Source organism: Bacillus sp. FJAT-44742 (assembly GCF_002797315.1).
In the GTDB taxonomy this organism is placed as follows: domain Bacteria; phylum Bacillota; class Bacilli; order Bacillales; family Marinococcaceae; genus Thalassorhabdus; species Thalassorhabdus alkalitolerans.
The window spans coordinates 106,458-131,204 of sequence record NZ_KZ454937.1; the positions used below are offsets into that span (position 1 = coordinate 106,458).

Below are 24,747 nucleotides of genomic sequence, written 5' to 3' on the forward strand. Positions count from 1 at the left end.
GCATTTAATTGCTTTTTCCTACTTAACGTTTGTTAAGTAGGATTTTTACTTATGTAATTTACAACTAAACACAATAGGAGGGTAAAATTAATGAAAAAATCTATTTTGTTTGGATCCATTATTGGTGGACTTATTATTTTTTTGTTAGGGGGATCTTTTTTTGCAGGAGTTGTTATGGGGGGGATTATAGGGGGATATGGGGAGCCTTCTTCGGGCAAAAAAATCATTGCCTGGAAAAAGTACGAAAAAAGACTCCTCTTTAAAAGTTCGTGAAGAAGAACTAGAAATAAAAAAAGTGAAAGTTCCTATAGGGGAAGTTAACGTTCATAAGGAAGTAATAAAAGACAATAAAACGATTACCGTGCCAATTAAACGTGAAGAAATGGTAATTGAAGCAGGGGATGAAGAGTATTACCGTATTCCTCTAAAGGAGGAGGAAATTAAAGTCAGTAAACATCCTGTTACATTAAATGAGGTTTCTATAAAAAAACAACGAAAAAATGAGATTCAAAAAGTGAAAACCACACTAAAAAAAGAAAAAGTTATATCTGACGTTAACGGAGAGGCAGACATGAAAGAACAGGATCCTATTACGTAAATTGTTTATGGACTTGTCAAGGCAATTGTGGGACGTTCTCGTTATTGCCCACCGCCACTTGTTGCGCCTCACGTGAAAGCGAAGTGCATTGCCTTAAGGGACATAAAAAAAGAAATGAACACTAGATCTGTCTTTAAGGCATGAGTTAAAGGTAATATAACCTCTTTATAACCTTTCTTTTAGTAGGTCAGCGTCTTTAAACATTTGTGACCATTTATTATTCTCTTCTTTTTTATATCCGTGTTCACTCAGAGTACACCCTGTGTGAACAAACGATAATTCACTTAAATTAGGGGATGCGAGTGTTCAAACAGACTTGTTAAAAGAAAAGACTTTTAAATTTTTACTAAAACTTATAGAGATAAACTTAGACAGAAGCCTTATAGATAGTTTAAATGAAATTCCATTTAAGGTATTTCAAAATGATTATGGCTTGGAAATCAAATAAGTGCCCAAAAAGGCACTTATTTTTAGGAGAATTATGATTTTTTCCTCCAGGTGCTGTTTGGTTTAGAGGTAGGCGGGTAAGGTTGTCCTTTTTTTAGATCAGCTGTAATATTAGTTTTTCCACCTCTGGGACCAATTTGTTCATGAGTTCCAGTTTTTCTGGTTTCTTTACCTGGTTTATTTTTTTTAGTCACTATATTCACCTCCTCGTTTATGCTATACGTTTTGGTATTAAAGAAGGTTGCAAAGTATGAATCAGAATGGATAGATATGGTTTTTCTAGATTAAAAATAAGCTGTAGAACCCTTTAAAGATCAGATTTGATTCTTACCATGCAGAGATAATTCTCTTTATCAGAGCATCTCCCAACAATTAAAATATTTATCTACTATAGTAACTTTTACCATTACATTATATAGTAGATATATATGTCTTTTGGAGGGGTTCAAACTGTCTAATTTACTAATTGTTGGTGGGTTTATTTTTTGGTTATTTTTTGGAATTAAAGCCATTATCATTTATATAAAAAAGAATGGTAATGCTAAAAAAACATTTATGTATTCCGGGGTGTCATTTGTAGTTATGTTTGTTGGGGGAGCTATAGCATCTTCCTCTACTGAACAAGTAATATCGGATATGGAAGAAGTAGAAGCTGAAAACGTTACAGAAGAAGAACAACGTAAGGCTGAAGAAGAAACTAAGAAACAAGAAGAAGAGGAACAACGCAAGGCTGAAGAAGAAGCTAAGAAACAAGAAGAAGAGGAACAACGCAAGGCTGAAGAAGAAGCTAAGAAACAAGAAGAAGAGGAACAACGCAAGGCTGAAGAAGAAGCTAAGAAACAAGAAGAAGAGGAACAACGCAAGGCTGAAGAAGAAGCTAAGAAACAAGAAGAAGAGGAACAACGTAAGGCCGAAGAAGAAGCTAGGAAGAATGAATTTTCTAATCTAATCATTTCTTCAGATGCACCAGGAATATATGACACTAAAAAAGATTTTAATAGCTTTTATAGACAAACAGACTTTAGAAAGAATGTAAGTGATCGGTATGACGACGAGATCATTCTTTTATATAGAGAGTTTTCATCTTCAGGACGCTCCTACAATGACACAAGGAATCATGTAGGCGATATTCAGATATATGCAGAGAAAGATTCAGGATTAAAAAACCTTTCTTTTAAAGAGGCTTTTGAATTTGGAAAAGAGTTTTTGCCAAATAATTATAGCTTTGAACATACCAGTGAAGCTTTATACGTTGATAAGAATTCTGATGGGGATACTGTTATTCTTTACACAGAGAAGTTCCAAACTATTGTTGAGGGTCTAAGTGGTAATCCTAGTGATTCTTATGAAAGTGTTAGTGTAACTAAAGGAAAAAATGGAACTGAATTTATCAGAATAGGTCACTCCCCTGGCACAAGACATGCAAAAAGGATAAACATAGAGTTAAAAGACGATGAGGACACTCTAGATTATATTATCAATTCTTATGATCGAGACGAACTTCCTGAAGAATATAGGTAGTACATTTTTTATAAGAGTGGAAGCTGAAAAATTCTTTTCCTGCTTCCACTCTTTTCACATTCAAGTTAAAAGTTACTTGTTACTTCAACAGGTGTTTAAAGATAGAGATTATAGGAGGAACGGTCAATGGGAGGAAGTGACAACCCAAAAAGAGATCTAAAAACTCTATTGTTTGATACTACATTTTTAGTTGCTGGTATAACGGCTTTAAGTTACTTTTGCGCTTACTCCTATGAAAAGGGATATAAAAAATTTTATGGTATTAATTACGTTTTTATTAGTGACATATAATAAGAGTTCTTTTTGGGCTGTTATTATAAATTAATAAAACTGTAATTTTATTACAGAAAGAAGTGATCGTTTGGGAAAATATAAAAACATAATTTCAACAATTGGCCGTGGTAATAAGTTAAGTCGATGCGCGGATGCTGCAGGAAGATTTTTTAATCAAACAGAAATTATTAATAGTTGGAAAGTATCGTATCATGAGAGAGTTTCTCGAAATGAAGGGGAGGAAGGTTTACGATTACCTCAATTTGGAGCATTATCTGCAATTCGTGCCCATTGGGCGACATCAAAATCTCCAGCAACAATTGTCTTACCCACTGGAACAGGGAAGTCAGAAACAATGTATGCTACGATTATTTCTGAAAGGGTACCTTCAACACTTATCATTGTACCTTCTAATCTTTTGAGGGAACAAATTTTTGAAGGAGCAAGGCAATTTGGGATACTTTCAAAATTAGAAATGATTTCAGATGAAGTTATCTATCCAACGACTTTCCTTTATAAGTCAAAAGTATCAGATGAGGAAGAAACAATCCTGATTGATACTCTTAAAGAGGCTAATATAGTTGTTTCAACTCCGGGTATGATTAAAAAGATGCCTTCTTCTGTTTTTGATACACTTGTTGAAAAAGTAGAGGTAGTTATATTTGATGAAGCACATCATCTTGCAGCCCCTGATTGGGGAACAGTTAGAGAAAGGTTTTCGGGTAAAAAAATTTTACAATTTACTGCCACTCCTTTTAGAAATGACGGTAAAAAGATCGATGGTAAAATAATTTTCAACTATGGTTTGGCATTGGCTCAAAAAGCTGGATATTTTAAACCAATCGATTTTTATCCCATTCAGGAATTTGACGAGCAAAAGTCTGACAAAGAAATCGCGAAAACTGCTATTAAGCAATTAGAAAAAGACGTTTTGAAATATGAACACGTACTTTTAGCGAGAGCAAGTACCCGAAAACGAGCGGATGAGTTATATGAAAAAATCTACTCTCAATATGAAGTTTATAACCCTGTTGTGATTCACGGTGGCATTCCTCCTGCTAAAAGAAATAAATACTTACAGCAAGTTAAAGATGGTAAATCGAAAATTGTGGTATGTGTAGACATGTTTGGCGAAGGAATAGATATTCCAACGTTGAAGATTGCAGCAATTCACGATAAGTATAAATCGCTTCCGATTACACTTCAATTCATTGGACGATTTGCTCGAACAAGTGGCAATAAGTTGGGCAATGCAAAGCTCATCACGAATGTGGCAATGGACGATTTGAAAGAAGCGATTGAAGAGTTATACCATCAAGACGCTGACTGGAATCAACTTCTTAATGTCCATTCAAATCAAGCTATTAATAAGGAACTTGAGCTTGGTGAATTCATTGATAAGTTTGAAAAAGGTCATGTGAAGGAGATAGATTTATCCCAATTAAAGATGAAAGTAAGCACCAGAATGTTTAAACACCCCTCAAAAAGTATTCTTGTTAATGGATGGAAACAAGTTTTGAATCCAGATAGAACTACGTCATTAATAAATGAAGAAGACTATGTTTATATTTTCATTGAGGAAATCGAAACAAAGGTTGGTTGGTCAGATCAAAAGGATATTGTTCAATATAATTACGATTTCTTTGTGCTGTTCTTTGATAATGATAATGGAATCGTTCATATTAACGAAACTGATACTGGAAAAGGAAATCAGCTTGTGCAAAGTATGTTTTCGGAAGCATTAGCAATTAAGGGAGATTCAATTTACCGAAGCTTAGATGGAATTAATCGATTAATGTTAGGAACGTTGGGATTAAAGCAAAAACCAAGCGGAAGAATTAGTTTTAGAATGTTTGCTGGTGCTGATATTAAATCTGGGATCAGTGAGGCTGTGGCATCGGGATCGACTAAGTCTAATTTATTCGGGTATGGTTATCGAGGTGGGGAACGAATAAGCATAGGGTGTTCATATAAAGGGAAAGTTTGGATGCGTTGGGTAGAGCAGGTAAAATTCTGGACAGATTGGTGTCAGAAAATAGGGCAGAAGGTATTGGATGATACTATTGATACGAATAGTATATTAAATAATTCTCTTGCTCTTGAAGTTATTAAGGAATTTCCAGAAGGCGTCCCTTATAAAATCTCGATGCCTGAAACAATTGAAGTTTCCAATTCTACCACTAAACAGTTGTATATTTCTAAAGAACAAAAGTCATTTCCATTTTATCAAACAGATTTAAAGAATCCTGGTTTATTTAATGGGAATCTTCGTTTTGAAATTTGGATAAATGAACGAAAATATATCTTTGAACAGATTATTGATGAGACTTCATATAATTTCAAGCAAATTGAAGGTGAAGAGCTAAAAGTGAAATCCGGTAATGGAACTGTTAAAATGACTGAATATCTGTACGAATACTCACCGGAAATTTCGTTCATACAAAACGATGGAACTATTACTGTAGTACAAGAAAATTTAAAAACAGTAATAAAACCCAAGAGTGACATCGCATTGTCACAAAACTCTCTGAATGCTATTAATTGGAACAAATTTAATGTCGATATAAAGTCTGAATCTCAAGGAAGAGGAAGAAAGACTGATTCGATTCAATATGCTACGATACACAAAATTGTGGATCAGAGATCAGATATTATTTTCGATGATGATGGAGCGGGAGAAATCGCAGATGTCGTTACGGTCAAGATTAATACGGAAAATAAAAAAGTTATATTTCACCTGTACCATTGCAAATATTCAGCCGAAAAACTTCCCGGAGCTCGTGTGAGTGACTTATATGAAGTATGTGGTCAAGCTGAAAAGTCAATTATGTGGAATGATAATGTCTTACAAATTGTTCAACGAATGATTGAACGAGAAAATATTAGGCAAAGAAAATATGATGAAACTCGATTTGAGAAAGGAGACTTACGAACTCTGTATATGTTGAAAAAGATGGTGAAATCCGGGTTTGAAACAGAATTTGAAATATCAATTGTTCAACCGGGAGTCTCGATAATGAAAATCACAGATTCAATGAAACAAATTATTCTGGCAACTGATTCATACCTAAAAGAAACTTATGGCTTACATCTGACATGTTATTTTAGTGAATAGATAAAATGGTTCTCAATCACTGAACTAGAAAGAAATTACACGTTTGGTGAAAATGATTTTAAGTTAAGAGTTCTAAGGAATACCTCTATTTCAATTCTCATTTATAGGGGGTGTTATTCAATAAGAAAAGTCGACTTTTCTTTAGCGCTGATTTTTGTAAATACAAACTCATATCACAAAGGTAAACGTTTCGATGTTTACCTTTGTGATTAAGAAGGTGTCTCATTAAGCTCTATTCACTAGAATCATTTTCTTTGAGACAAATAACGATAGAGGGTAGCTCTCCCTATCCCCGTAGCGTCTAATATTTCTTGAATACTATATTCTTTACTATCATACATCCGAAAGGCCATATCCAACTTGGATTGGTCTTTTTTTGGCCTTCCACCTTTTCTGCCGCGAGCTCTTGCTGCATCCAGTCCAGATTTCGTACGTTCCGAAATAATATCTCGTTCAAATTGAGCAAGCCCACTGAAAATCGTGAAAACGAGCTTCCCCATGGCTGTGGTCGTATCAATATTTTCATTAATGGAGACAAAGTTAATGCCTTTCTCTTGGAAGTCATTTATTAAGTCTACTAAATGCTTTGTACTCCTACCGATACGATCAAGTTTGTAAACGACAACGGTATCTCCTTCTCGAAGATACTTCAGCATTTCATTAAAGGCTGGTCTATCTTTTTTGGTACCAGTGACTTTTTCTGCATAGATGTTTTTTTCTTCTACCCCATATTTCTTTAACGCATCAAACTGCATATGTAGATTTTGATCTTTGGTACTCACCCGAGCATAGCCAAATAACATTTTTGTAACTCCTTTTTGATTTCCTTACTTTTATGTTATCAAAAAGGACAAATAAAATATATATTGAAACTTAGATTTTGAGATGTCTTTTGAAACTGTAAATTTGTCAAAATCCAAAAATATAGCGTGAGTTTTTTAAGGTTGATAAATCGTTATCAAAAACGAATGTTTTTGATAATGCGAACAACGCGTTAATTTGTCTCCTAGTAGGTGAAGGATGAAGGTTAGACTACTTATAGAATTTGTTCTAAAAAGGAGGGAGATGATAGAAGTAGTGCTTACAGAAGTTATGCGTTATGTAAGGACACCGAAAGTCATATGTCAGAATGTGATCACCTCTCTTTATTGTCATTCAGAGAGATTAAGCTTACATACTTTACCTAAAAGTGTTAGAGGAGCTTATGAGTCAGCTCTGAGGATTAAAGAACATAGATGAAGCCAAGTTGTGTTATTACCCTGAGAAGAACGCTTGAAATGGTATGCAAAGACAAAGGAGCGACAACTGGTCAACTTCATCAAAAGTTACTCCTCTATAAGTATAAACGAGGTGTAGTTTGCACACCTTAAAAAATATTAGAGGAGGGGTTTTATGGAATGGATTTTAGGTCTTTTTTTATTTAATTCAGTATCTATGCTCATTATTGCAATTCGCGAGGTACGTCGGCCGGCAGTAGCTTTAAATTGGTTAACAATCAATTTCATCTTTCCTGTTATTGGTTTTGTCTTCTATCTTATTACATCGACTCCACCACGGATTAATCGTCGTAAAAGGCTGACTTCTCCACACAATGAATCGGACACACTGCCGGATTCCTTTGGTAGTTCGGCCCGGGGCATTGCACAAACATTTGACCGTGGATGGAATGAGGGATGGTCAAGTACAAGTGCTTATAAATGGGTTGAAAACTTATGAAAAACTAATGGAATCTATACAAAACTCAAAAAAAAAACGATTGACCTAGAATATTACATATATAGAGACGACCAAATTGGAAAACGCATTACGGACCTACTGATTGAAGGGGCATTGGATGGTGTATATATCCGCTTTGTAAGAGATGGGTGGGGGAGCAAGAAGTTATCCAAAACTCAGATTATTCGGATGATGGATGCAGGAATTGAATGTCGCACTATTTTCCCATTACGCTTCCCTAGGATATTCTCAACGTTGAATAACCGGGATCATTGTAAGATTGTTGTGATCGATAAAAAAGAAGCTTTTACTGGTGGCATTAATATTGGGTTTGAATATACCGGATTAAAGCCAGGCGTAGGATATTGGCGTGACACTCATGTCAGAATTACGGGTGAAGCCTCAGCAGATTTGCAAAGAATCTTCGAAGCCCATTGGAATATCGCTTCGCCGGAACGAATGAGGGAAAGATCTAGGATGAAAACAAAAACAGAAAAAGATCGTTCTCGTATTATCCCTTCAACTAGTACGAACCTATCTTCAATGACAGAATTGAGCACTGAGTTAGGAACTATAGATAGGAAAGATGCGAATTTGAGAAAACACACCACGCGTTTGTTCAGACATTCGAAGGCAATCCTGAGATTCCTACACCGGTCATTAGGGAAGCATACTTTACTGCCTTGATTCAAGCGACAAAAACCATTGATATTACGACACCCTATTTTGTACCAGACCAAGATATTTTAATGGGATTAAAAACAGCAGTAGCCCGTGGTGTACGTGTTAGATTGCTGGTTCCTCGTAAAGTGAATCAAAAACCCGTAGAATACGCAAGCTTTACTTTTTATGGAGAGCTACTGGAAGCAGGGGTTCAAATTTATTTATATAACAAAGGAATGCTACACGCTAAGTCGATGGTCATCGATGAGGAAGTAACTGAAATAGGGGCCGCAAACTATGATATGAGAAGTTTTCGTTTGAATTACGAAGTATGTGAATTCATATACAGTAAAGATGTAGCAAGGGATCTTACAGAACAGTTTGAGCAAGACCTTTGTGATTCTGTCCCATTGCGAATGGATGATTTATTGCAACGCTCGCCTTCACAGCGGTTAATACAGCAAGGGGCCCGCCTTCTTTTTCCGCTGTTGTAGCTATTAACTTTTATTTTGTAGATAACCATAATAATATATTCCATAGGGGGATCTGGTTTTTATTTTAAAGATGGGAATGAAGATAATGCCGATATAAAATTGTTTTAAATAATAAAATCTGTATTTATTATTAAATGGGTAAAATAGGTGGTATTGATGTCCTTGATCAAGGTGATTGTTCAGATGATGGAAACACTTGATGATTTTACCTAATATTTTGTCTATTTAATTCTCACGTTCTCCTCTTAATATCCAAAAGGACATTAATTCTTTAGCAAAAGCAGCCTTATAAACCAGGCTGCTTTTTTATGGACTAGCAATACTAATAAGAAGTAGTGTGTTCTTTTGTATTTTGACCAATTGAAAAAGATTTCATTTTACGATATAGGGTACTTCTAGATATCCCTAACAATTCCGCTGCCTTACTTATATTTGGAGTGACACCTAGGGCTTTTTCGATTGTTTTTCTTTCCACCTCTTCTAGTAATAAGCTCTCACTCGGCTTTGGAGGTAAGGTTTTCCTCCTTAATTCGATTGGGAGAAACTCGGTAAAAATACAGGAACAGTTTTTATTTCTAGCTAAAAGAAAGGATCGTTCCATTACATTTTTTAGCTCACGAATGTTTCCAGGCCATGTGTAAGCACATAGAAGGTCGATTGCTTCTTCTGATAACTTCGATGGCCCTCCTGGATACTGGTTATAAAATTCGACGAGGAACTCATTAGCCAATAAAGGAATGTCCTCTACCCTTTTCCGAAGCGGGGGGATCTCTATGTTCATAACATTCAATCGATAATAAAGGTCTGATCTAAAGGAACCTTGGTAGGCAATTTCTTCCTGTAGATTACTGTTGGTGGCAGCTACAATCCTTACGTCTATCTTCCTTTCCAGGTGATCCCCTATTCGAGTAACACTTCTTGATTCTAACACTCTTAATAAAGAAACTTGTAAGTCAAGAGGCATTTCTCCAATTTCATCCAAGAACAGCGTCCCCTCATTGGCCAGTTCAAACTTCCCCATTTTCCCTCCTTTTTTGGCACCTGTAAAAGCTCCATCTACAAAGCCAAATAGTTCACTGGCAATTAACTCCTTAGGAATAGCTCCAGCATTAATCGCAATAAAGGGGCCGTTTTTCCTTGAGCTTTTTCTGTGAATAGAGTGAGCCAATACTTCTTTTCCAGTACCTGTTTCACCGAGAATTAATACATTGGCATGAGAATTTGAGGTTGCTTCGGCTACACTAAGTTGATCTTTAAACTGCTGATTTGCTGTTTTTATTTTATCAAAAGTAGTAAATGATGGGAGAGTATGATCGATCATAGTAGAATTTTTCAGAGTAGCCAGTTTCACGAGAGAAAAATGATTGCTAAGACGTGTAGTCATTATTTCAGGAGATAAATGGGTAAATTGATTTTTAATATATGCTAGTGAAATCATTTGCCCTGCGTGAATGTTCACTTTATCTTTTGCAGTCTGATTAGAATATAGTACTTCTTCTTTTTCGTTCAACAGGAGAAGACCTTTATGCTGGTCGTGTGTAAGTTCAGTAAATATGTTCTCCCAAGGAATTGTAATGAGCTCTTCTTTGAAGTCATTTAACTTTTTCTCATGAGGAGCGGCAGAGATAAGCTTTGTTGAATCCCAAACGATGTTGAACTGTCCTTCTTGGTTAACTTGTCCAATACGGATGGGACGAGAAATGTGGTGATTTTCTTTCTCCACTTTTAGAAGGCCAGCAGGAGAGGAAGAAGGCTCTTCACACAAAAGGTTTAGGAATGATGTGCGATGAAACGTTTCACATAACTGAAGCTTTTCAGCAACCATTTTGGTTCCCAGGTACGTATTAAACATAACCGAAGAGATAACCTGGTTACTTCCATACTGCTTTTTGAAATTAGTAACGAAGGAATGGTTCTCAGAAGAATGTAAAGATTGGAAATAACTTCCGGAACCGAAATGACCTTCTGCATACTGGCTGCCTATAGCTTGTATTTCCGTTTCTTTAGTTGTAGGACTGAAAATAGGCACCAACTTTGGATCCATTCCCATCCTTTTAAAAGTTCGATAGAAAGGAACAATACTTTCTCCAACAAGGGTGGAAAAAATTGCATTAACCTTTTTACTTTGAATCTCTTCCATTACATCTTCAAAGTAGGAATGGCCAAAAGGAACGTATTTTTCTCCGCTAATATTTCCATTAAACAAGTTCCAATATCTTTTTACAATTTCATTGGTTTTATGGGGATAAATATAATCGTTTCCTATTAAATAAATGTTAGATCCGAAATATTTTTGTATGTATCTGAGTAGGGGATACACTTGCTGATTTGGAACTTCGCCAGTATAAAACACGGAAGGGTGGGTTTCCTGTCCCTCGTACAGAGCAGGATAAATCAGTAAACAATCATTTTCTTCTAGAAGGGCAAGCAATGCCTTTCGACATGCGGATGTATAGGTGCCAATAAAGATCTTTACACCTTCCTGTATCAATTCTTTGGCCTGAATGATAGCTTTATCCGGATCCGAGGCAATATCCCGAATGACAAAATCGACTAACTGATTGGTGGTGATAGCTTTTCTATTATGCTCTTCTAACGCAAAGAGTGCAGCTTGATATTGGCCTTTTTCAGTTACAGAAGTTGTCCCTGTCAGTGAGAAAAGTCCCCCTATCTTCTTCATTTCCCTTCCCCCTTTTTTGTCTCGTAATAAAACAGTGTGTGTCAATATGCAACAACTTAATGATTTCTATTTATTATACAATTGTTAACCAATTTAGAAAATTCAATTTTATAAGATTGTATCAAATTGATACAATCTTTTTCTCCCTTGACCCCAACACCCTGATAGGACCGGCATTAAAAAATGGCATGGAATTTGCATTTATATAGAACAAAGATAAAAAGGAGGGCAGGCAAAAGCTGGCGTGTAAAGATGACATACTAAAAAACAAAAATGAAAGGGGTAAAAAAGAAATGAGACATGGTGATATTAGTAGCAGTCATGACACAGTGGGGGTAGCAGTTGTTAACTATAAGATGCCTCGTTTACACACAAAAGAACAAGTGATTGAAAATAGTAAAAACATAGCCGACATGATTCAGGGGATGAAAACAGGTCTTCCTGGAATGGATCTTGTTATCTTTCCAGAGTACAGTACTCAAGGCATTATGTACGATGAAAAGGAAATGTATGAAACTGCTACAACGATTCCAGGAGAAGAAACCGAAATTTTTGCAGAAGCATGTCGGAAGGCAAATGTATGGGGTGTGTTCTCCATTACAGGAGAACAACACGAGGACCATCCTAATAAAACTCCTTATAACACGCTAATCCTTATGAATAACAAAGGGGAAATTGTACAAAAGTACCGTAAAATTCTTCCGTGGAATCCTATTGAACCATGGTATCCCGGGGATACCACTCATGTGGCAGAAGGCCCTAAAGGAATGAAAATCAGCTTAATCATTTGTGATGATGGTAACTATCCAGAAATATGGAGAGACTGTGCGATGAAAGGTGCAGAACTCATTATAAGATGCCAGGGCTATATGTACCCATCCAAGGAACAGCAAATTATGGTTTCCAAAACGATGGCGTGGATGAATACTTCTTATGTAGCGGTAGCAAATGCAACTGGATTCGATGGTGTTTATTCCTATTTCGGCCATTCAAGTCTGATCGGATTTGACGGTGGCACCCTGGGAGCATGTGGAACAGAAGAGAATGGGATTCAGTATGCTGAAATGTCAGTTTCTCAGATTAGAGACGCAAGAAGTAACTGGCAATCTCAAAATCATTTATTTAAATTGTTGCATAGAGGATATACAGGAACAATTAAATCAGGAGATGGTGACAAGGGCGTTGCAGAGTGTCCCTTCGACTTTTATAGAACCTGGGTAATGGATGCTGAGCAAGCAAGGGAAAACGTGGAGAAAATCACAAGAAAGTCAGTAGGAACCGCAGAATGCCCTATTGAAGGCATTCCCCACGAGAATAAAGTGAAGGAAGCCGGGAGGTAGTAATCTTAGAGTCAGCTAAACGGCTGACTCTTCTTTTACAAGGAGGACATCATGCCATTTATCAATGACAAGCTGAAAAGTTATCAATCTGTCAATCTAAACCATGAAGAAAGGCTAGATGAAAAGTATCCATATAAGGCATCAAAAATATCGAAAATGAAAACGCGTTTCACGTTTTCCCCGGAAAATGTCATGCACCAGCTTACTCGTTCTATTTATGGCCAGCATTCCATGATAGAAAAAGTATCAGATATGATGTATGTCGTTCATGCTGACATCACAGAAAAGGACAGGCCTTTGTATGTTGCCATGTTCCTTGGACCGACAGGGGTTGGTAAAACGGAGACAGTGAGGGTAATCGCAGAATCTATTATCGGAGAGAAAGAAGGATTCAGCAGAATCGATATGAATACATTGGCTCAAGAGCATTACGCAGCAGCGATGACAGGAGCACCTCCAGGATATGTAGGCAGCAAGGAAGGTCATACGGTTTTTAATGAGGAGAAAATTGAAGGATCTTTCAGCAAGCCTGGTATCGTATTATTTGATGAAATAGAAAAAGCCGATCAAAGCGTTACACAATCTTTACTAAACGTGTTCGATAATGGACAGATGGTATTAGCAAATGGTGAGAAGACGCTAGATTTCCGAAACTCTATGATTTTTATGACAAGTAATATTGGTTCAAGGCAGATTTTTGAATTTGCGGAAGATCATTTTAAAGCGAAATGGAAGCGTTTACTATATCGAATGAATCCTACCTATTGGGGGAAAGACGAAAACTATGTGTTGCAAAAAATCATACACAAACAACTAGAAAAGCAGTTCCCTCCAGAGTTTATTAATAGGATAGATGATATCATTATTTTCAACTGGCTTGGAGGAGAGGCGTTAGAGCCAATGATTGATAAAATAACCGATGAATTAAATAAAAGGTTAGAAAAACATCATTGCCGGGTTGAGCTTGATGACCAAACGAAAGAATTCCTAATCAAAAAAGGGTTTGATAAGCAATACGGAGCAAGAGCAATTAAAAGGCTAGTAAGGCAGTATGTAGAAATCCCTCTTGGGAAGGTGCTGAGAGAGGAAGAATACACAGGACAAATAGTGACCTACAAAGCATTCGTAGAGTCTAATAAAATTACTTTTAAAAAATAGAGTGAAAGGTGGAGAGGTAGTGTCTAATGTTGGCTTGCTTTACGTCGGGGCCGTACTTTTTGTTAATGGGTTAATGCTGTTAGGAAAAATAGATGGCAAAAGTGCTGGCATTTTTAATCTGTTTGTCGGAGCCTTACAAGTCGTGTTTCCTTTTTATATAATTGCTACTGCTCAGGGAGATGCCACAATGATTTTTTCAGCGTCAGGCATTTTTCTATTTGGATTTACTTACCTGTATGTAGGGATAACAAATTTGACTGGGGCAGACGGCAGTGGTGTTGGTTACTATTCTTTATGGGTAGCCATTCTTGCTGTGGGTTATTCGATAGCTAATTTTTTCTACCTTGGTGATGTCATGTTTGGCTTTATATGGCTGATGTGGGCATACTTGTGGACATTATTTTACTTACTCTTAGCCAAGCGTAAACCTATTGGAGAATATACCGGGTGGATAGCTATTGTTCAGTCATGGATTACCTGCACTATTCCTGCTTTTGTAACAATGATTGGAATATGGGAAATCACTACTTTAACAGCTATTATCCTAGGAGTTGGTGCTCTATCCTTTTTTGTTCTATTTTATCTAGTGAAAAAACCACCTACTTCTTTAAATGAAACAGAGAAGCTACAAAGTGATCTAGGTTCAGAAAAGTTAAATTAACAGCTCCTTGGAAAAAGGGCTTGCCCATAAGACCCTAAATGGGGTTTGTGAAAAATAGAGAGGAGTAATTATAATGATCATCACTTTTCACCCTAGGAGTACGTATGACAAAAAGAGCTTTAGATACACCTCAGATGAATCTTTACTTGAAATTTATAATCTTGCGTTAGAAAAGAAAGTAGACGAAGATTTTTTGCAATTGTTCCGTAAAGAAATCAAAAGAAGAGGATTAGAAATAACGAATGATGTTACCAATATAACACTGAATAATGGAAATAATTTAACTATTTTTTTATTTCTCTGCTGTATCCTTGTTATAGTCTGAGAATGTAAAGAGAGGTTAAAATCATACAAAATCGTCGGGTTAAAATTATACAAAGCTGCCGCCTTATTCGGCAGCTTTGTTTTTCATTCGGAAACTTGGCCCATCAATAGAATACACTCTTGAATGATCCGTTAGACCGACCTACGTTAGACCAGTTGATTGGTACAATGAGTAATTTCGGAGCAGATTTTGGCTTACTGATTTCGTGGAGCGGGTTTAAAAACTCTGTGATGAGAGAAGTACCAAAGCAATTCTTTAAAGTACGCTTGTGGGACTCGAAAACGGTGATAGAAGAAATCTTCAAAAATTATGAACATCTAAGTGATGAGATTAAAAAGGAAATTCCAATCAAAAGGGTTTGGATGTTAGAAGAGGATAATGACTAAAGGGCAAATTTATAGGAGGTAAGAGAATAGATGAAAGCAGAGAGGCATTTTAAAGAAAATGGTGATACCTTTGAAAAAGTGTTTGAGCGTCTAATAGAAACCAAAGCTGACGACTTTGTTCAAGAACTAAGCAGAAAGCAAGCAACATCCGCACACATGGATAGGGGAAATTAATTTTTCTTCAAATAGTGTACACAATTTGAGTAAACTCTGTCTAAATAATTATGTTTTCATTAGGATTATAATTTGTATTTTTGATCAGGTAAGATTTTGTTTGTAACCAACAGAACATAAAATGGAATTACGTATTGGATGAAATACCTATTAATATGGAACTTGTAGGATTGATTTTAAGCACACCACTAAAACACCTTATATCTCAAGGATGCTTTCAGAAACTTTAAAGATATAGATGTTGACTTATATCACAAGCAAGTAATAAATGACGAAAATAATGTAGGTGAAACCAATTTTTTAAGAGCTATTCAGATTATTCTCGATCCAAAATTATCGGACCATGACAGTTCATATTCCGATTAGATGGCGGCATCCATACATCCCCCTGTATCCCCTTGATATATGGGACCGACAATCCGCTGCTTCCAGGTTCATAGGTTGGCATAGGGGGGGTTAACTGATGTAAGACAAAAAGAAGAGCTGCCTGCTGGCAGCTCTCCAGGTGGTTGGTTCGATTTGACTGTAGACCTTGAAAAGATAACCAAATTGTTCTAGTTAGACAGCCAGATATAATAAAAGAGTGAATGTGCTAAAAAAAGATACAGGAGCTGAGAACCAGAATTGTGGGTTAATAAAAATTAGGGTGACTATCAAAGTATTAATTATTACAAAAAAAGGCATACGTAAAGTCATCCTTAAAATATAATAGTAATTAAATAGTAATTAAGTAGTAATAAAGGTATAATTATCCTAATAAATAAGAAAAGATTCTATCTTTTCGGGAGGTGGTGAGGTTCATGGAATTGCTAAAACCAAGTGAAATTCCTTTGTCTTTTTTCTATTTTGGTTATAAAAAAGCAAAACACTATGTTGAAAAAGAAACAAGCTTTTGCGATTTCTTAGATATTAAAGAATTTGAAAAAGATTTGGATAAAAATATTAAAGCAATAAAAAGCTCGTTTGAATCAAACACATTTGCAATGAAAGAAGGTACTCTTTACTGGTTTCCAAAGGCAAAAGATAAAAATGGGAAGCCAAGAATGAGACCAAAAGTTCTTTTTTCTTTTGAGGACCAGGTAGCATGGGCCACCGTTATGTTAGTACTGGGAGAATGGTTTGACACTAACCCGCGCTTAAAGGAAGTTTATTCAGTAGACGAGGTTGAAAAAAGGAAGGCTCTTGATTGGATGGTTCCATGGAGTTTAAACAATAGACTAAAGAGAATACATACGTATGATAACATCCAACAAAAATATAAAAGGACTTTTATTCACTTTAACGGATCTAGTTTATATGAAAGTTTCCAGTGGGGATTACATCAAAGAAATCAAAGAATAAAGCAATCAGTTGAAAATATATTAGAATATCAAGATAAGGTGTACATAGGTGAAGCTGATATTAGAGAATTTTATCCTAGTTTAAAAGTTAGTCATATTATTAGTACTTTTAACAGTCGGTTTAAAGAATTAGAAAAGGTAGGAATTATAGACGAGCAAACAAAACTGGATTGGGTAGCATTTATAGAAAATATTACAGATTTTAAATTGATATTTTTAGATAGAGATACTGTGGAAAACACTGGATTTTATAACGAATACAAAGAATATATTTTTAATGAAGGAAGTGAAAGAGATCTAACTGAAATATTATCTACTAGACTCCCTCTAGATTTAATTTCCTCTGGTTTTCTCGCTAATATAGTTTTAACAGAACATGTTGATAGGAGAATTGAGGAACTTCTTTTAAACAAGGATAAAATTGGTGTAAAAGGGGAAGTAAAGTTAATTCGTTATACCGATGATATTACTGTAATTGCTTCTGAGGAAGAGAGTGTTGAGGAAATAATAAAAATGTTAGAAAAGTTTGTTAATGATATAGGTCTAGAATTTGCTCCAGAAAAGATGGTTCCAATGATAAATAAGGCGGAAAGAGAAAAGATAACGGAGAAAATAGAAGAAATAATAGAAACGCAAATACCAAATGATGTTTTAAAGAATCAATTAAGAGCAAATATGGATAACATGACTCCGAAAGTACTCACCAAAAATGATAAACTACCAGGATCAACAGCTATGATTGAAAAAATGTCACAAATTTCTGATGTGCAAATTCAAACTATGGATAACGATGAAATAGGTGATTTTATTACAGAAATGGTAGGTCTCTTGAATTTAAATGTTGATCCTAACGAAGTAAAAGATGAAACAAAAGTAACTTTTGCTTCTTGGAGAATAAAAAAAGGATTAAAGGAAGCTATGACTCGAGCCATAGAAGTAGGAAGATTTGCGCCAGAAAGAAACTTACGAAAATCCTTAGCAAAATTCCCACATAAAATTTCCCTTTTTGAAATATATACTTTGTATTTAATTGACAAAATCACTATAAAAAAGGAACAAAATAAGGAAGATTTCCATGAGTTATCTGATTTTTTATTGTCCCTTTGTAATAGCAAAGAGATAAATAATCTTAGAGAATATGGTCCGTTCATACGTTCTAAAGTGTTAATGGTAATATCTAAAGAATGGGTTCGTATTCCACCAGAATTACGAGGGAGTTTTAGAAGTGTAATAAATGAAGCAGTCCAGTCGTGGTACGGTAACAATTTATTATACAATCCTTCTTACCCAGCATTATGGTATGAGAGGTATTCAGTCTATTGGTGCTATATAGTTATTCAACTTTCAGTGGATCCAAAATTTAAGTTAGAGAAATACAAGGGTAGTCAAAATATTTATAAATCTCTAAATGCTTTAAAGGGGATATATGAATTTAGAAATTTAAAAACAGAGAATAACCAAGAAAAAATGGATGGAAGGAAACTGTACCTTCTAAGTAGTCTTTTTACACAGAGTATCTACTTCTGCCCACTTAAGAAAGAATTACTTATCTTCGACGAGGATTTAGGTTTCTTTTTAAAGACATGGAAATCAGTGGCTCATGTATTTAAAAATGAGAGCACTCTAAACAATGAAGAAAAAGTAAATTTATGGCTTTCTTGGGCAAGGATTTCTCCAAGTAATATTCCAAGGGATGCATTTAAATTGATAGATGACATTGGATCTAACCTTCAACATACATCTTCTAAAGCTCATTTAGAAATGATTTCTTTTATAAATCAATTAATAACTTTATACTTCCAAAAACCTAAATGTTTTAAACATTTTTATGAATGGGTTGAAAATTTTAAGAAAGAAACTAACTGTTATAAGTATTATATATTACAACGTTTCTATAATTTTGGTCTTATTCAAATGAGTATGGGTATTGATGGCACAATCGGTATAAAGCTTCCTTTAGAGTTATCTCAATATCCTCAGTATGGAAAAAATGATGAAACCACTCTAAATGCACGAGTAATCCCCTTGCAAGACTGGTTTTTTTATATCAAACATTATCCTTTTACTGATAATAAAGCTTTAAGACCGTTAAGTGAGTTTGAAATCATGAAGTTACTATTAGCCTTAATAAAGGCCCATAATAAGCAAAACGGAGGTACAGAAGAAGTATTATTATTGGAATACGGATTTAAAGTTACCGATTGGTGGGAATTTCGAAAGAGTCTTTTCTCTTTGGAAAGTGAAGAAGTTGAAGTTGGTAGGTGCACAACTACAGTTACTAAATATAATAACGAGATGTTTAAGCATGAGAAGGAATACTACTTTTCTTTAACACTTTTAAGTATGTTAAAGGGAGATGCATTTAGTTACGGGATAATTAAGCCTTTCTTTATGTATAAATGGAAAGATATTCAGTGGCTATTTACACAATCTGAATATCCATCAACTACTATTGCCTCTATGTTAGTAAACAATTTAAATAGGCATAGATTTGTTTACAAAAATTTTTACAAAGTTTTAGATCATGAATTGTTACCTTATAAAAAGCTATTTTCAAAAAATGAATTTAATCAAACTAATTATGAAAACTGGGTCTGGAATTACCTTACAGATGCGAAAAAAAACGTTATCTCGGAAAGTAAAAATCCTGTAGAAATGATCAAGATCGATCTAGATGTCTTCACGGGGGAGGGTGAATAAATTGCTACAATCATTAAAGATTACTGTAGGACAAGTTACAGATGGAAGTAAAACATCTGAAGAATTTACAAATCTTTTTGATAAAAAGAATGGAATGAAATATAAATCCCCTCATAAACAATTAGCTTATTTTTATAAAGGAGTCAAGGTTGCAAGACAGGACCAAGCCAATTTTTTAATATTTCCCGAGTTATTTCTGCCTAATGATTACCTTGAGAAATATGTTGCCAAAGAAGCTGAGGAATCTAACACTATTATAATAGGCGGATTAGAATGGACTGAGAGACCCAATAGAAATGGAAATCGTGTTATTGGAAATCATGCCTTTGTCGCTATTCCTAGTATACTAAAAAAAAATTCGTCTTTACCAAAGTCCAAAGCAACTATAATCAAGATACCTAAAATGTTTCCTTCACCGGAAGAAGAAACTCTATTAAATAAAAATGGTTATCAATTTCAAAGTAATAACCGTTTATATTTATTTCAAAGTAGTACAGTAGGAAACTGGGCTGTTCTAATTTGTTTTGACTATTTAAACTTGCCAATACAAAAAATACTCCAAACAAAAATACAGACTTTATTTGTAGTTGCCTATAATAAGGACTTAGGTTATTTTCATACACTTTCTGATACCTTACATAGGATACTTTTTTGCAATGTAGTTGTTTGTAACAGTGGTAATTATGGGGGATCACATTCATTTACCCCCTACAGAAAAGTCCATCAGAGACAAGTCTTTGAAATAAAGGGTAATCAGGTAGATACAGCTACCACAATTGAATTACCACTTAAACTTTTAGTGGAAGAACAAAAATCTGTCTCAAATAGTCACAATTCTTCCTTTATGCAAAAACCACCTAACTATGATATGAATTTATAGGAATAAAATAGAATTACTTTTAATAGGGGCCTTTTTATGGGTCCAAGTAATAAGAAAAATTTTTGAGGACAAAAGATGACGTTAGGAAGAAACTATGGATAACTAATAATGTATAAAAAGCGTATATTTATTATATAAAATAAAAACAAAACAAATAAGTTTTTTAGAGCTTATGGTCACACAATGCTCACGCACTTAAATAAAAAAGAGTGTTCAAGGATTCATCAGAGTATATAGAAAATATGCAAAAGAATGACTTTTTGTGTCCTCTTTTCTCAAGCATAACTGTTCAACTTAGTCTAGCAGTTACATATGGGAGGCATGATGTAATAAAGCTAGAATATTTCCGCTGTCCAATGTAGACCCACATCCAGATTTTTATTAATGGTATCTGCAACATATCCCTCTGTTGTCACCTTAGATTGATGGCCCACTGTTTTTTGAACTTGTTCAATTGGTAAACCTAAGGTTAAGACAGAGTAATTCACAAAGAAATGGCGGAAGTAATGGGGCGTAACTGGTCCTTTATTTTTTGTCCATGAAAACCCTGTTTCTTCTAGGATTCTCGTTACATACTGGCTTAAATACTTAAATCCATAAGCCTTTCCTTTATTGGTTGTAAACAAAGGGCTCCGATCTTCAGCATTTACGTTCACGGAAAGGCCTCTTCTTTTTCGGAATTGCTGTATACTCCCCAAGGTGGAAGGCAAAATCACTGCATGTCTCTCCACCTCATTCTTTCCAATGACCTTTAAAAAGTACGTTCCTCCATTAACAGAAGGGTCGTAATACAAATCTCCCCATTTTGCTTTTGCGATTTCCTGTATTCGTAGCCCTGTAGTTGCCAGCAACAACAAGATCGCATGGTTAATCGGATGGTCTTTGTAGTAATCTAGCAAAGACTTAACTTCGTCATACGTTAGTTCCCGCTTCGGTTTATCCTTTCTCCGCACAGTGCTCTTTTTAAACGCCACTTGTAACGGAAACTCCACGATTTCTTCCTCATATAAAAACTCTAAAAAGCTTTTAACCACGGTAATTTTCCTCGCACGAGTTGCCACCGCATATCCTTGTTTTCTATGCTGAAATTCCCCATCCTTTAACCACTCTTGGTAAGCTCTGACGTGTTTCTTCCTTATATAAGGGAATAAAGAAGAAGAGACTTGTTCATTCTGCAGCTGCACTTGAAGGAACGTATAAAACTGAAGAAGATCTCGGAGGTATTCTTTTTTTGTTTGGCTTTTCCGGTTTTTGGCTTCATCGTCATGCGTTTCTCGATGGACATAGAAATACAGCACTTCTAGATCAGATAACGAAGAAAAAGCAGGCAGCATCGCATCTTCGTTTTCTTCAATTTTGGAATAAACCGATGGAAGGTAGGAAGCATTACTCAGCTGTGCAAGCAACTGATTTTTATGAGATAAAAGAACATCTTTTTCGTTTGTATGTAAGGAAGCATGATCCATTAATGTATAAGAAAAAGGCATATCGGAAAATCACCTCTATTATTTTAAAGTTACTAAATAACTCTATTTAAAAACATATCTTTTATATTTACCATTTTACTTGATGTTAATTTGTATGCCAATACTCTCTATACACGAATAATTCTTCATTTTTCATCTACATAGTAATAAATAAAATTTTTAATTTGTATATAATAAAAATAACATAATAACATGTTTTAATGTTTTATTTAAATTTTACGATTAATTCAATATAATAAATTTATATAAATGGTAAAATAATTACTAAATATTTTTATTGCGTTTAATATTTAGTAAGAGTGAAACAAACAAAAAATTGATAGCATATTATTGTTTCTATAATTATCATGTCATTTTTTTGTTGAGAAAGGGTGAGGTGAGGTATGAGCAAGTCTTACTATGTTTCTAAGGACTTGGCTGAACTGTTAAACATAACAGAAGCAACCATATATAAATACATAAGAGAAGGGAAAGTGGTTCCTTATAATAAGGACAGTTGGCAAATAGATGGAGAGTACCGTTTTTCTGAGGAAGAAGCGCTCAAACTCGTAGATGCTCAAGAAGAAAAGCCCGGACTTTCTACAAAAGATATTGCTGATCAGTTGGGAATCACGTCCTATACGGTAACAAGGCATATCAAAAGTGGAGAACTGCCTGCAGATATGAAAAAGTATAAGGGGTTAGAGCGATATTTTGTTAAGGAAGAAGACTTTAAGGTGTATGCTTCCCGCATTCTTCGTAACAAACAAGAGAAGCTATATGACGAGACTTTAGGATTCTACCTTTTTCAGCCGCTTTATGAACAAGATGGGACTCTTGCGGCAAGAGTACTTCAACTTGATGAAACCATCATCCAAAGCATAAGTGGGGAACAGCTTTCTGAAGAAGAAGCGAAAAGTCTTATACCTAAAAAGGGAATGGATTCACTATTTAATGGGAAAAAGGTCCGGAAACCAGGGTTTGTGACCTTTTCATTCCCAGCCAGTGACAACATTCATTCTTCTTTCTACAGCTTTATGGACTATGTGATGAATGAAGTTGGCTTACAAAACATAATGGTTCAGCAGGATCCTTCCGGCATTACATTTTCTGTGAGAAGTTTCGATTTATCCTTTCCCGAAGAAGAGAGACATTTTACGATAGATGGCATGATTAACAAATATATGACCCAAGGAAGTTTTCTTACACGTGAGGATTCTATTTATTTAAACAGTGAAATAGAAATGATACAAGCTTTTATTAAAGCCTCCACTAAAAAAAAGTTAAAACAAGAAGCAACAAAAGAAGGGTTGAGTATGAATGAGTTTGTGGGAAGCATTTTAGATCGGATTTACAATGAGGAGAAGCTTAGATAATCTCCCTATAGAGGGAAAGAAACCGGGGGTGGACATCTTAAGGAATTTCTAGTGGGAATACTACTGTGATGAGTTCTCTAACCTGTATTCTACTTAAAGATAAAAATAACTTTAAATATTGTTACCAGATTGGTAAACGAAATTCTGTCAAATAAAACATAAGTCTATTCCTTTGTAGTGAGAGAAGGGGATTTTTGGAACAATTACAGCCTAGTACTATTTTGAGTCTAAATCATCATAGAGGCCCAAGAATTATTAAATTGTTGGCGAAACTTAATGTCTCTTTGGAGAGTAATGGTTCGTATGACATAGGTTTCCTGGATGAATACAATACAGGGGGAATACGAATAGTGAACCCTTTAAAAGAAAAGAATGGGTGGAACAATACAGAGGGAAGAAGATTTGGATCAAGATGAAAGGGATCCATGCTAATCTAAAATCCCAACTTTTTTTATTGTTAAAGGGCCTTGTATGAAAGCACCTTTCAGTAAAGTCACTTTGTTAAATGCTTTCTCTTTTTAAAAATGAATCCTTTGCCTTTACCTTAAGTACATAAAAATAGAAAAAAGCCAGCACTACCTTAGAGTGCTGGCACCATATTACAAGGCTTTTATTTCTTCAAACAACTCAGAGAGAGTAGAAACTACCTTAGTGTTTTCTCTAACTTCTGCCTTTCCTGCCGGATCTATTAAAATAGCTTGCATATTCATTTGCTCTGCAGGGGCAATTTCATTTAAATAATTATCCCCAATGGAGACAGCTTCCTCAGCCTTAACATGATAGCGCGAAAGGAGTTCCTGAAAGTGTTTGCTTGTGTTTTGAGGCTTTTTGGCACTGGAGATGACTTCAGGGAACACGCCGTGTAACTTTAAGGTTAGAAGAAGGCGCTCTACATCGTCAGCCTGGCTGTTCGTTATAAGGACAAGGTCCTTTTTTTCTCCAAGGTGCAACAATGCTTCACGCAAGCCAGGATTATCAGCAAAGGTGAATTCGTCTGTCTGCATATAATCTTTTGTTTTGCAGTACGAATCATAAGTGCTTCCTACCCCATAATGCTTCGCTGCAGCAACCGGAAGCCACCATCCATCCCCAATTGCAATGAGGTGATCAAAGTCATAAGTAAGCGAACCACTGTAATAGCTTTGTTCGTCAAGCTCTGTGCCTTCCCAGTCAAATACTTTTACAACATTGTTGTTTTCAGGATTGACTGTAAGGATCCTGTCTCTTTTCGCATCATAAATTCTTCCCACAGCTACCGGATGATTTCCCTTTAGAATGGATTGGTAATCATTCCAGAAGAGCTCTCTTTTTTCCGGTTCGAGCTTTTTGCTTAATTCTTCAGCATAAAATTCAAAATGGTGGGTATCTTCGTACAATGTGCCATCAAGGTCAAAGATTACCAGTTTCACTTTGCTCCATGCAACTGTCATTTGA

The 24,747-nt window shown here is 35.3% G+C and carries 23 protein-coding genes; 18 read left to right on the forward strand and 5 right to left on the reverse strand.

The window, feature by feature from the left end:
• Positions 1–90 precede the first annotated feature (90 nt).
• Positions 91–273: a hypothetical protein gene (locus tag CEF17_RS20480; protein WP_198509057.1), complete on the forward strand. Its 183-nt coding sequence runs from the start codon at positions 91–93 to the stop codon at positions 271–273.
• Between the two features lie 22 nt (positions 274–295).
• Positions 296–598: a YsnF/AvaK domain-containing protein gene (locus tag CEF17_RS18770; protein WP_232725650.1), complete on the forward strand. Its 303-nt coding sequence runs from the start codon at positions 296–298 to the stop codon at positions 596–598.
• 479 nt (positions 599–1,077) lie between these two features.
• Here CEF17_RS18770 and CEF17_RS18775 read toward each other — a convergent pair whose 3' ends face one another.
• On the reverse strand, positions 1,078–1,239 hold the full coding sequence (locus CEF17_RS18775; protein WP_100401052.1) for a YjzC family protein: 162 nt from the start codon (positions 1,237–1,239) through the stop codon (positions 1,078–1,080).
• Positions 1,240–1,480: 241 nt separating this feature from the next.
• Here CEF17_RS18775 and CEF17_RS18780 point away from each other — a divergent pair, with 241 nt between their 5' ends.
• The 3 genes from CEF17_RS18780 (at position 1,481) to CEF17_RS18785 (ending at position 5,954) form a co-directional block, all read left to right on the forward strand.
• The gene (locus CEF17_RS18780; RefSeq protein ID WP_100401053.1) at positions 1,481–2,566 is read left to right on the forward strand and encodes a hypothetical protein; all 1,086 of its coding nucleotides are present in this window, start codon (positions 1,481–1,483) and stop codon (positions 2,564–2,566) included.
• A gap of 126 nt (positions 2,567–2,692) precedes the next feature.
• Positions 2,693–2,857, forward strand: a complete 165-nt coding sequence (locus CEF17_RS20185; protein ID WP_157843100.1) for a hypothetical protein — start codon at positions 2,693–2,695, stop codon at positions 2,855–2,857.
• 70 nt (positions 2,858–2,927) lie between these two features.
• The gene (locus CEF17_RS18785) at positions 2,928–5,954 is read left to right on the forward strand and encodes a DEAD/DEAH box helicase (RefSeq protein WP_100401054.1); all 3,027 of its coding nucleotides are present in this window, start codon (positions 2,928–2,930) and stop codon (positions 5,952–5,954) included.
• Between the two features lie 245 nt (positions 5,955–6,199).
• Here CEF17_RS18785 and CEF17_RS18790 read toward each other — a convergent pair whose 3' ends face one another.
• Positions 6,200–6,757 (reverse strand): recombinase family protein, encoded by a 558-nt coding sequence (locus CEF17_RS18790; protein WP_100401055.1) that lies wholly within the window; start codon positions 6,755–6,757, stop codon positions 6,200–6,202.
• Positions 6,758–7,189: 432 nt separating this feature from the next.
• Here CEF17_RS18790 and CEF17_RS21130 point away from each other — a divergent pair, with 432 nt between their 5' ends.
• The 4 genes from CEF17_RS21130 (at position 7,190) to CEF17_RS20740 (ending at position 8,827) form a co-directional block, all read left to right on the forward strand.
• Complete coding sequence (locus CEF17_RS21130; protein WP_374701277.1) at positions 7,190–7,324, forward strand: DUF4145 domain-containing protein; 135 nt, start codon at positions 7,190–7,192, stop codon at positions 7,322–7,324.
• 22 nt (positions 7,325–7,346) lie between these two features.
• Positions 7,347–7,670: a hypothetical protein gene (locus tag CEF17_RS20730; protein WP_100401056.1), complete on the forward strand. Its 324-nt coding sequence runs from the start codon at positions 7,347–7,349 to the stop codon at positions 7,668–7,670.
• A 255-nt stretch (positions 7,671–7,925) separates the two neighbouring features.
• The gene (locus tag CEF17_RS20735) at positions 7,926–8,357 is read left to right on the forward strand and encodes a phospholipase D-like domain-containing protein (protein WP_332835323.1); all 432 of its coding nucleotides are present in this window, start codon (positions 7,926–7,928) and stop codon (positions 8,355–8,357) included.
• Complete coding sequence (locus CEF17_RS20740) at positions 8,354–8,827, forward strand: phospholipase D-like domain-containing protein (RefSeq protein WP_232725651.1); 474 nt, start codon at positions 8,354–8,356, stop codon at positions 8,825–8,827. The genes CEF17_RS20735 and CEF17_RS20740 overlap by 4 nt, the downstream gene beginning before the upstream one ends.
• 322 nt (positions 8,828–9,149) lie before the next feature.
• Here the strand turns inward: CEF17_RS20740 and CEF17_RS18810 are convergent, their stop codons facing one another.
• On the reverse strand, positions 9,150–11,507 hold the full coding sequence (locus CEF17_RS18810) for a transporter substrate-binding protein (RefSeq protein WP_100401059.1): 2,358 nt from the start codon (positions 11,505–11,507) through the stop codon (positions 9,150–9,152).
• 293 nt (positions 11,508–11,800) lie between these two features.
• Here CEF17_RS18810 and CEF17_RS18815 point away from each other — a divergent pair, with 293 nt between their 5' ends.
• The 8 genes from CEF17_RS18815 to CEF17_RS18845 all read left to right on the forward strand — a co-directional run bounded on the left by CEF17_RS18815 (position 11,801) and on the right by CEF17_RS18845 (position 20,471).
• Positions 11,801–12,847: an aliphatic amidase gene (locus tag CEF17_RS18815; protein WP_100401060.1), complete on the forward strand. Its 1,047-nt coding sequence runs from the start codon at positions 11,801–11,803 to the stop codon at positions 12,845–12,847.
• A gap of 51 nt (positions 12,848–12,898) precedes the next feature.
• Positions 12,899–14,005: an AAA family ATPase gene (locus tag CEF17_RS18820; protein WP_100401061.1), complete on the forward strand. Its 1,107-nt coding sequence runs from the start codon at positions 12,899–12,901 to the stop codon at positions 14,003–14,005.
• A gap of 19 nt (positions 14,006–14,024) precedes the next feature.
• Positions 14,025–14,666, forward strand: coding sequence for an AmiS/UreI family transporter (locus CEF17_RS18825; RefSeq protein ID WP_100401062.1), 642 nt, complete (start codon positions 14,025–14,027; stop codon positions 14,664–14,666).
• 73 nt (positions 14,667–14,739) lie between these two features.
• Positions 14,740–14,991, forward strand: a complete 252-nt coding sequence (gene sda / locus CEF17_RS18830; RefSeq protein ID WP_100401063.1) for a sporulation histidine kinase inhibitor Sda — start codon at positions 14,740–14,742, stop codon at positions 14,989–14,991.
• 119 nt (positions 14,992–15,110) lie between these two features.
• Positions 15,111–15,377 carry a restriction endonuclease gene (locus CEF17_RS18835; protein ID WP_232725653.1) on the forward strand — a complete coding sequence of 89 codons (267 nt, stop codon included), beginning with the start codon at positions 15,111–15,113 and terminating at the stop codon, positions 15,375–15,377.
• Between the two features lie 30 nt (positions 15,378–15,407).
• A complete protein-coding gene (locus CEF17_RS20190; protein WP_157843101.1) occupies positions 15,408–15,551 on the forward strand; it encodes a hypothetical protein in 144 nt (47 codons plus the stop codon).
• Positions 15,552–16,351: 800 nt separating this feature from the next.
• A complete protein-coding gene (locus CEF17_RS18840) occupies positions 16,352–19,591 on the forward strand; it encodes a reverse transcriptase domain-containing protein (RefSeq protein ID WP_100401064.1) in 3,240 nt (1,079 codons plus the stop codon).
• Between the two features lies 1 nt (position 19,592).
• Positions 19,593–20,471 carry a hypothetical protein gene (locus CEF17_RS18845; RefSeq protein WP_100401065.1) on the forward strand — a complete coding sequence of 293 codons (879 nt, stop codon included), beginning with the start codon at positions 19,593–19,595 and terminating at the stop codon, positions 20,469–20,471.
• 335 nt (positions 20,472–20,806) lie between these two features.
• Here CEF17_RS18845 and CEF17_RS18850 read toward each other — a convergent pair whose 3' ends face one another.
• Positions 20,807–21,958 carry a tyrosine-type recombinase/integrase gene (locus CEF17_RS18850; RefSeq protein WP_100401066.1) on the reverse strand — a complete coding sequence of 384 codons (1,152 nt, stop codon included), beginning with the start codon at positions 21,956–21,958 and terminating at the stop codon, positions 20,807–20,809.
• A 383-nt stretch (positions 21,959–22,341) separates the two neighbouring features.
• Between CEF17_RS18850 and CEF17_RS18855 the strand changes: the two genes are divergently transcribed.
• The gene (locus tag CEF17_RS18855) at positions 22,342–23,313 is read left to right on the forward strand and encodes a helix-turn-helix domain-containing protein (protein WP_100401067.1); all 972 of its coding nucleotides are present in this window, start codon (positions 22,342–22,344) and stop codon (positions 23,311–23,313) included.
• A gap of 599 nt (positions 23,314–23,912) precedes the next feature.
• Here the strand turns inward: CEF17_RS18855 and CEF17_RS18865 are convergent.
• A complete protein-coding gene (locus CEF17_RS18865; RefSeq protein WP_100401069.1) occupies positions 23,913–24,743 on the reverse strand; it encodes an HAD family hydrolase in 831 nt (276 codons plus the stop codon).
• Positions 24,744–24,747: the final 4 nt, after the last annotated feature.

What these genes read in the sequence shown, in the direction of transcription:
- CEF17_RS20480 (WP_198509057.1), top strand. Translation starts at nt 91, where the DNA reads ATGAAAAAATCTATTTTGTTTGGATCCATTATTGGTGGACTTATTATT.
- CEF17_RS20185 (WP_157843100.1), top strand. Translation starts at nt 2,693, where the DNA reads ATGGGAGGAAGTGACAACCCAAAAAGAGATCTAAAAACTCTATTGTTT.
- CEF17_RS18790 (WP_100401055.1), bottom strand. Translation starts at nt 6,757, where the DNA reads ATGTTATTTGGCTATGCTCGGGTGAGTACCAAAGATCAAAATCTACAT.
- CEF17_RS21130 (WP_374701277.1), top strand. Translation starts at nt 7,190, where the DNA reads ATGAAGCCAAGTTGTGTTATTACCCTGAGAAGAACGCTTGAAATGGTA.
- CEF17_RS20730 (WP_100401056.1), top strand. Translation starts at nt 7,347, where the DNA reads ATGGAATGGATTTTAGGTCTTTTTTTATTTAATTCAGTATCTATGCTC.
- CEF17_RS18810 (WP_100401059.1), bottom strand. Translation starts at nt 11,507, where the DNA reads ATGAAGAAGATAGGGGGACTTTTCTCACTGACAGGGACAACTTCTGTA.
- CEF17_RS18815 (WP_100401060.1), top strand. Translation starts at nt 11,801, where the DNA reads ATGAGACATGGTGATATTAGTAGCAGTCATGACACAGTGGGGGTAGCA.
- CEF17_RS18820 (WP_100401061.1), top strand. Translation starts at nt 12,899, where the DNA reads ATGCCATTTATCAATGACAAGCTGAAAAGTTATCAATCTGTCAATCTA.
- sda (WP_100401063.1), top strand. Translation starts at nt 14,740, where the DNA reads ATGATCATCACTTTTCACCCTAGGAGTACGTATGACAAAAAGAGCTTT.
- CEF17_RS20190 (WP_157843101.1), top strand. Translation starts at nt 15,408, where the DNA reads ATGAAAGCAGAGAGGCATTTTAAAGAAAATGGTGATACCTTTGAAAAA.
- CEF17_RS18840 (WP_100401064.1), top strand. Translation starts at nt 16,352, where the DNA reads ATGGAATTGCTAAAACCAAGTGAAATTCCTTTGTCTTTTTTCTATTTT.
- CEF17_RS18850 (WP_100401066.1), bottom strand. Translation starts at nt 21,958, where the DNA reads ATGCCTTTTTCTTATACATTAATGGATCATGCTTCCTTACATACAAAC.
- CEF17_RS18855 (WP_100401067.1), top strand. Translation starts at nt 22,342, where the DNA reads ATGAGCAAGTCTTACTATGTTTCTAAGGACTTGGCTGAACTGTTAAAC.
- CEF17_RS18865 (WP_100401069.1), bottom strand. Translation starts at nt 24,743, where the DNA reads ATGACAGTTGCATGGAGCAAAGTGAAACTGGTAATCTTTGACCTTGAT.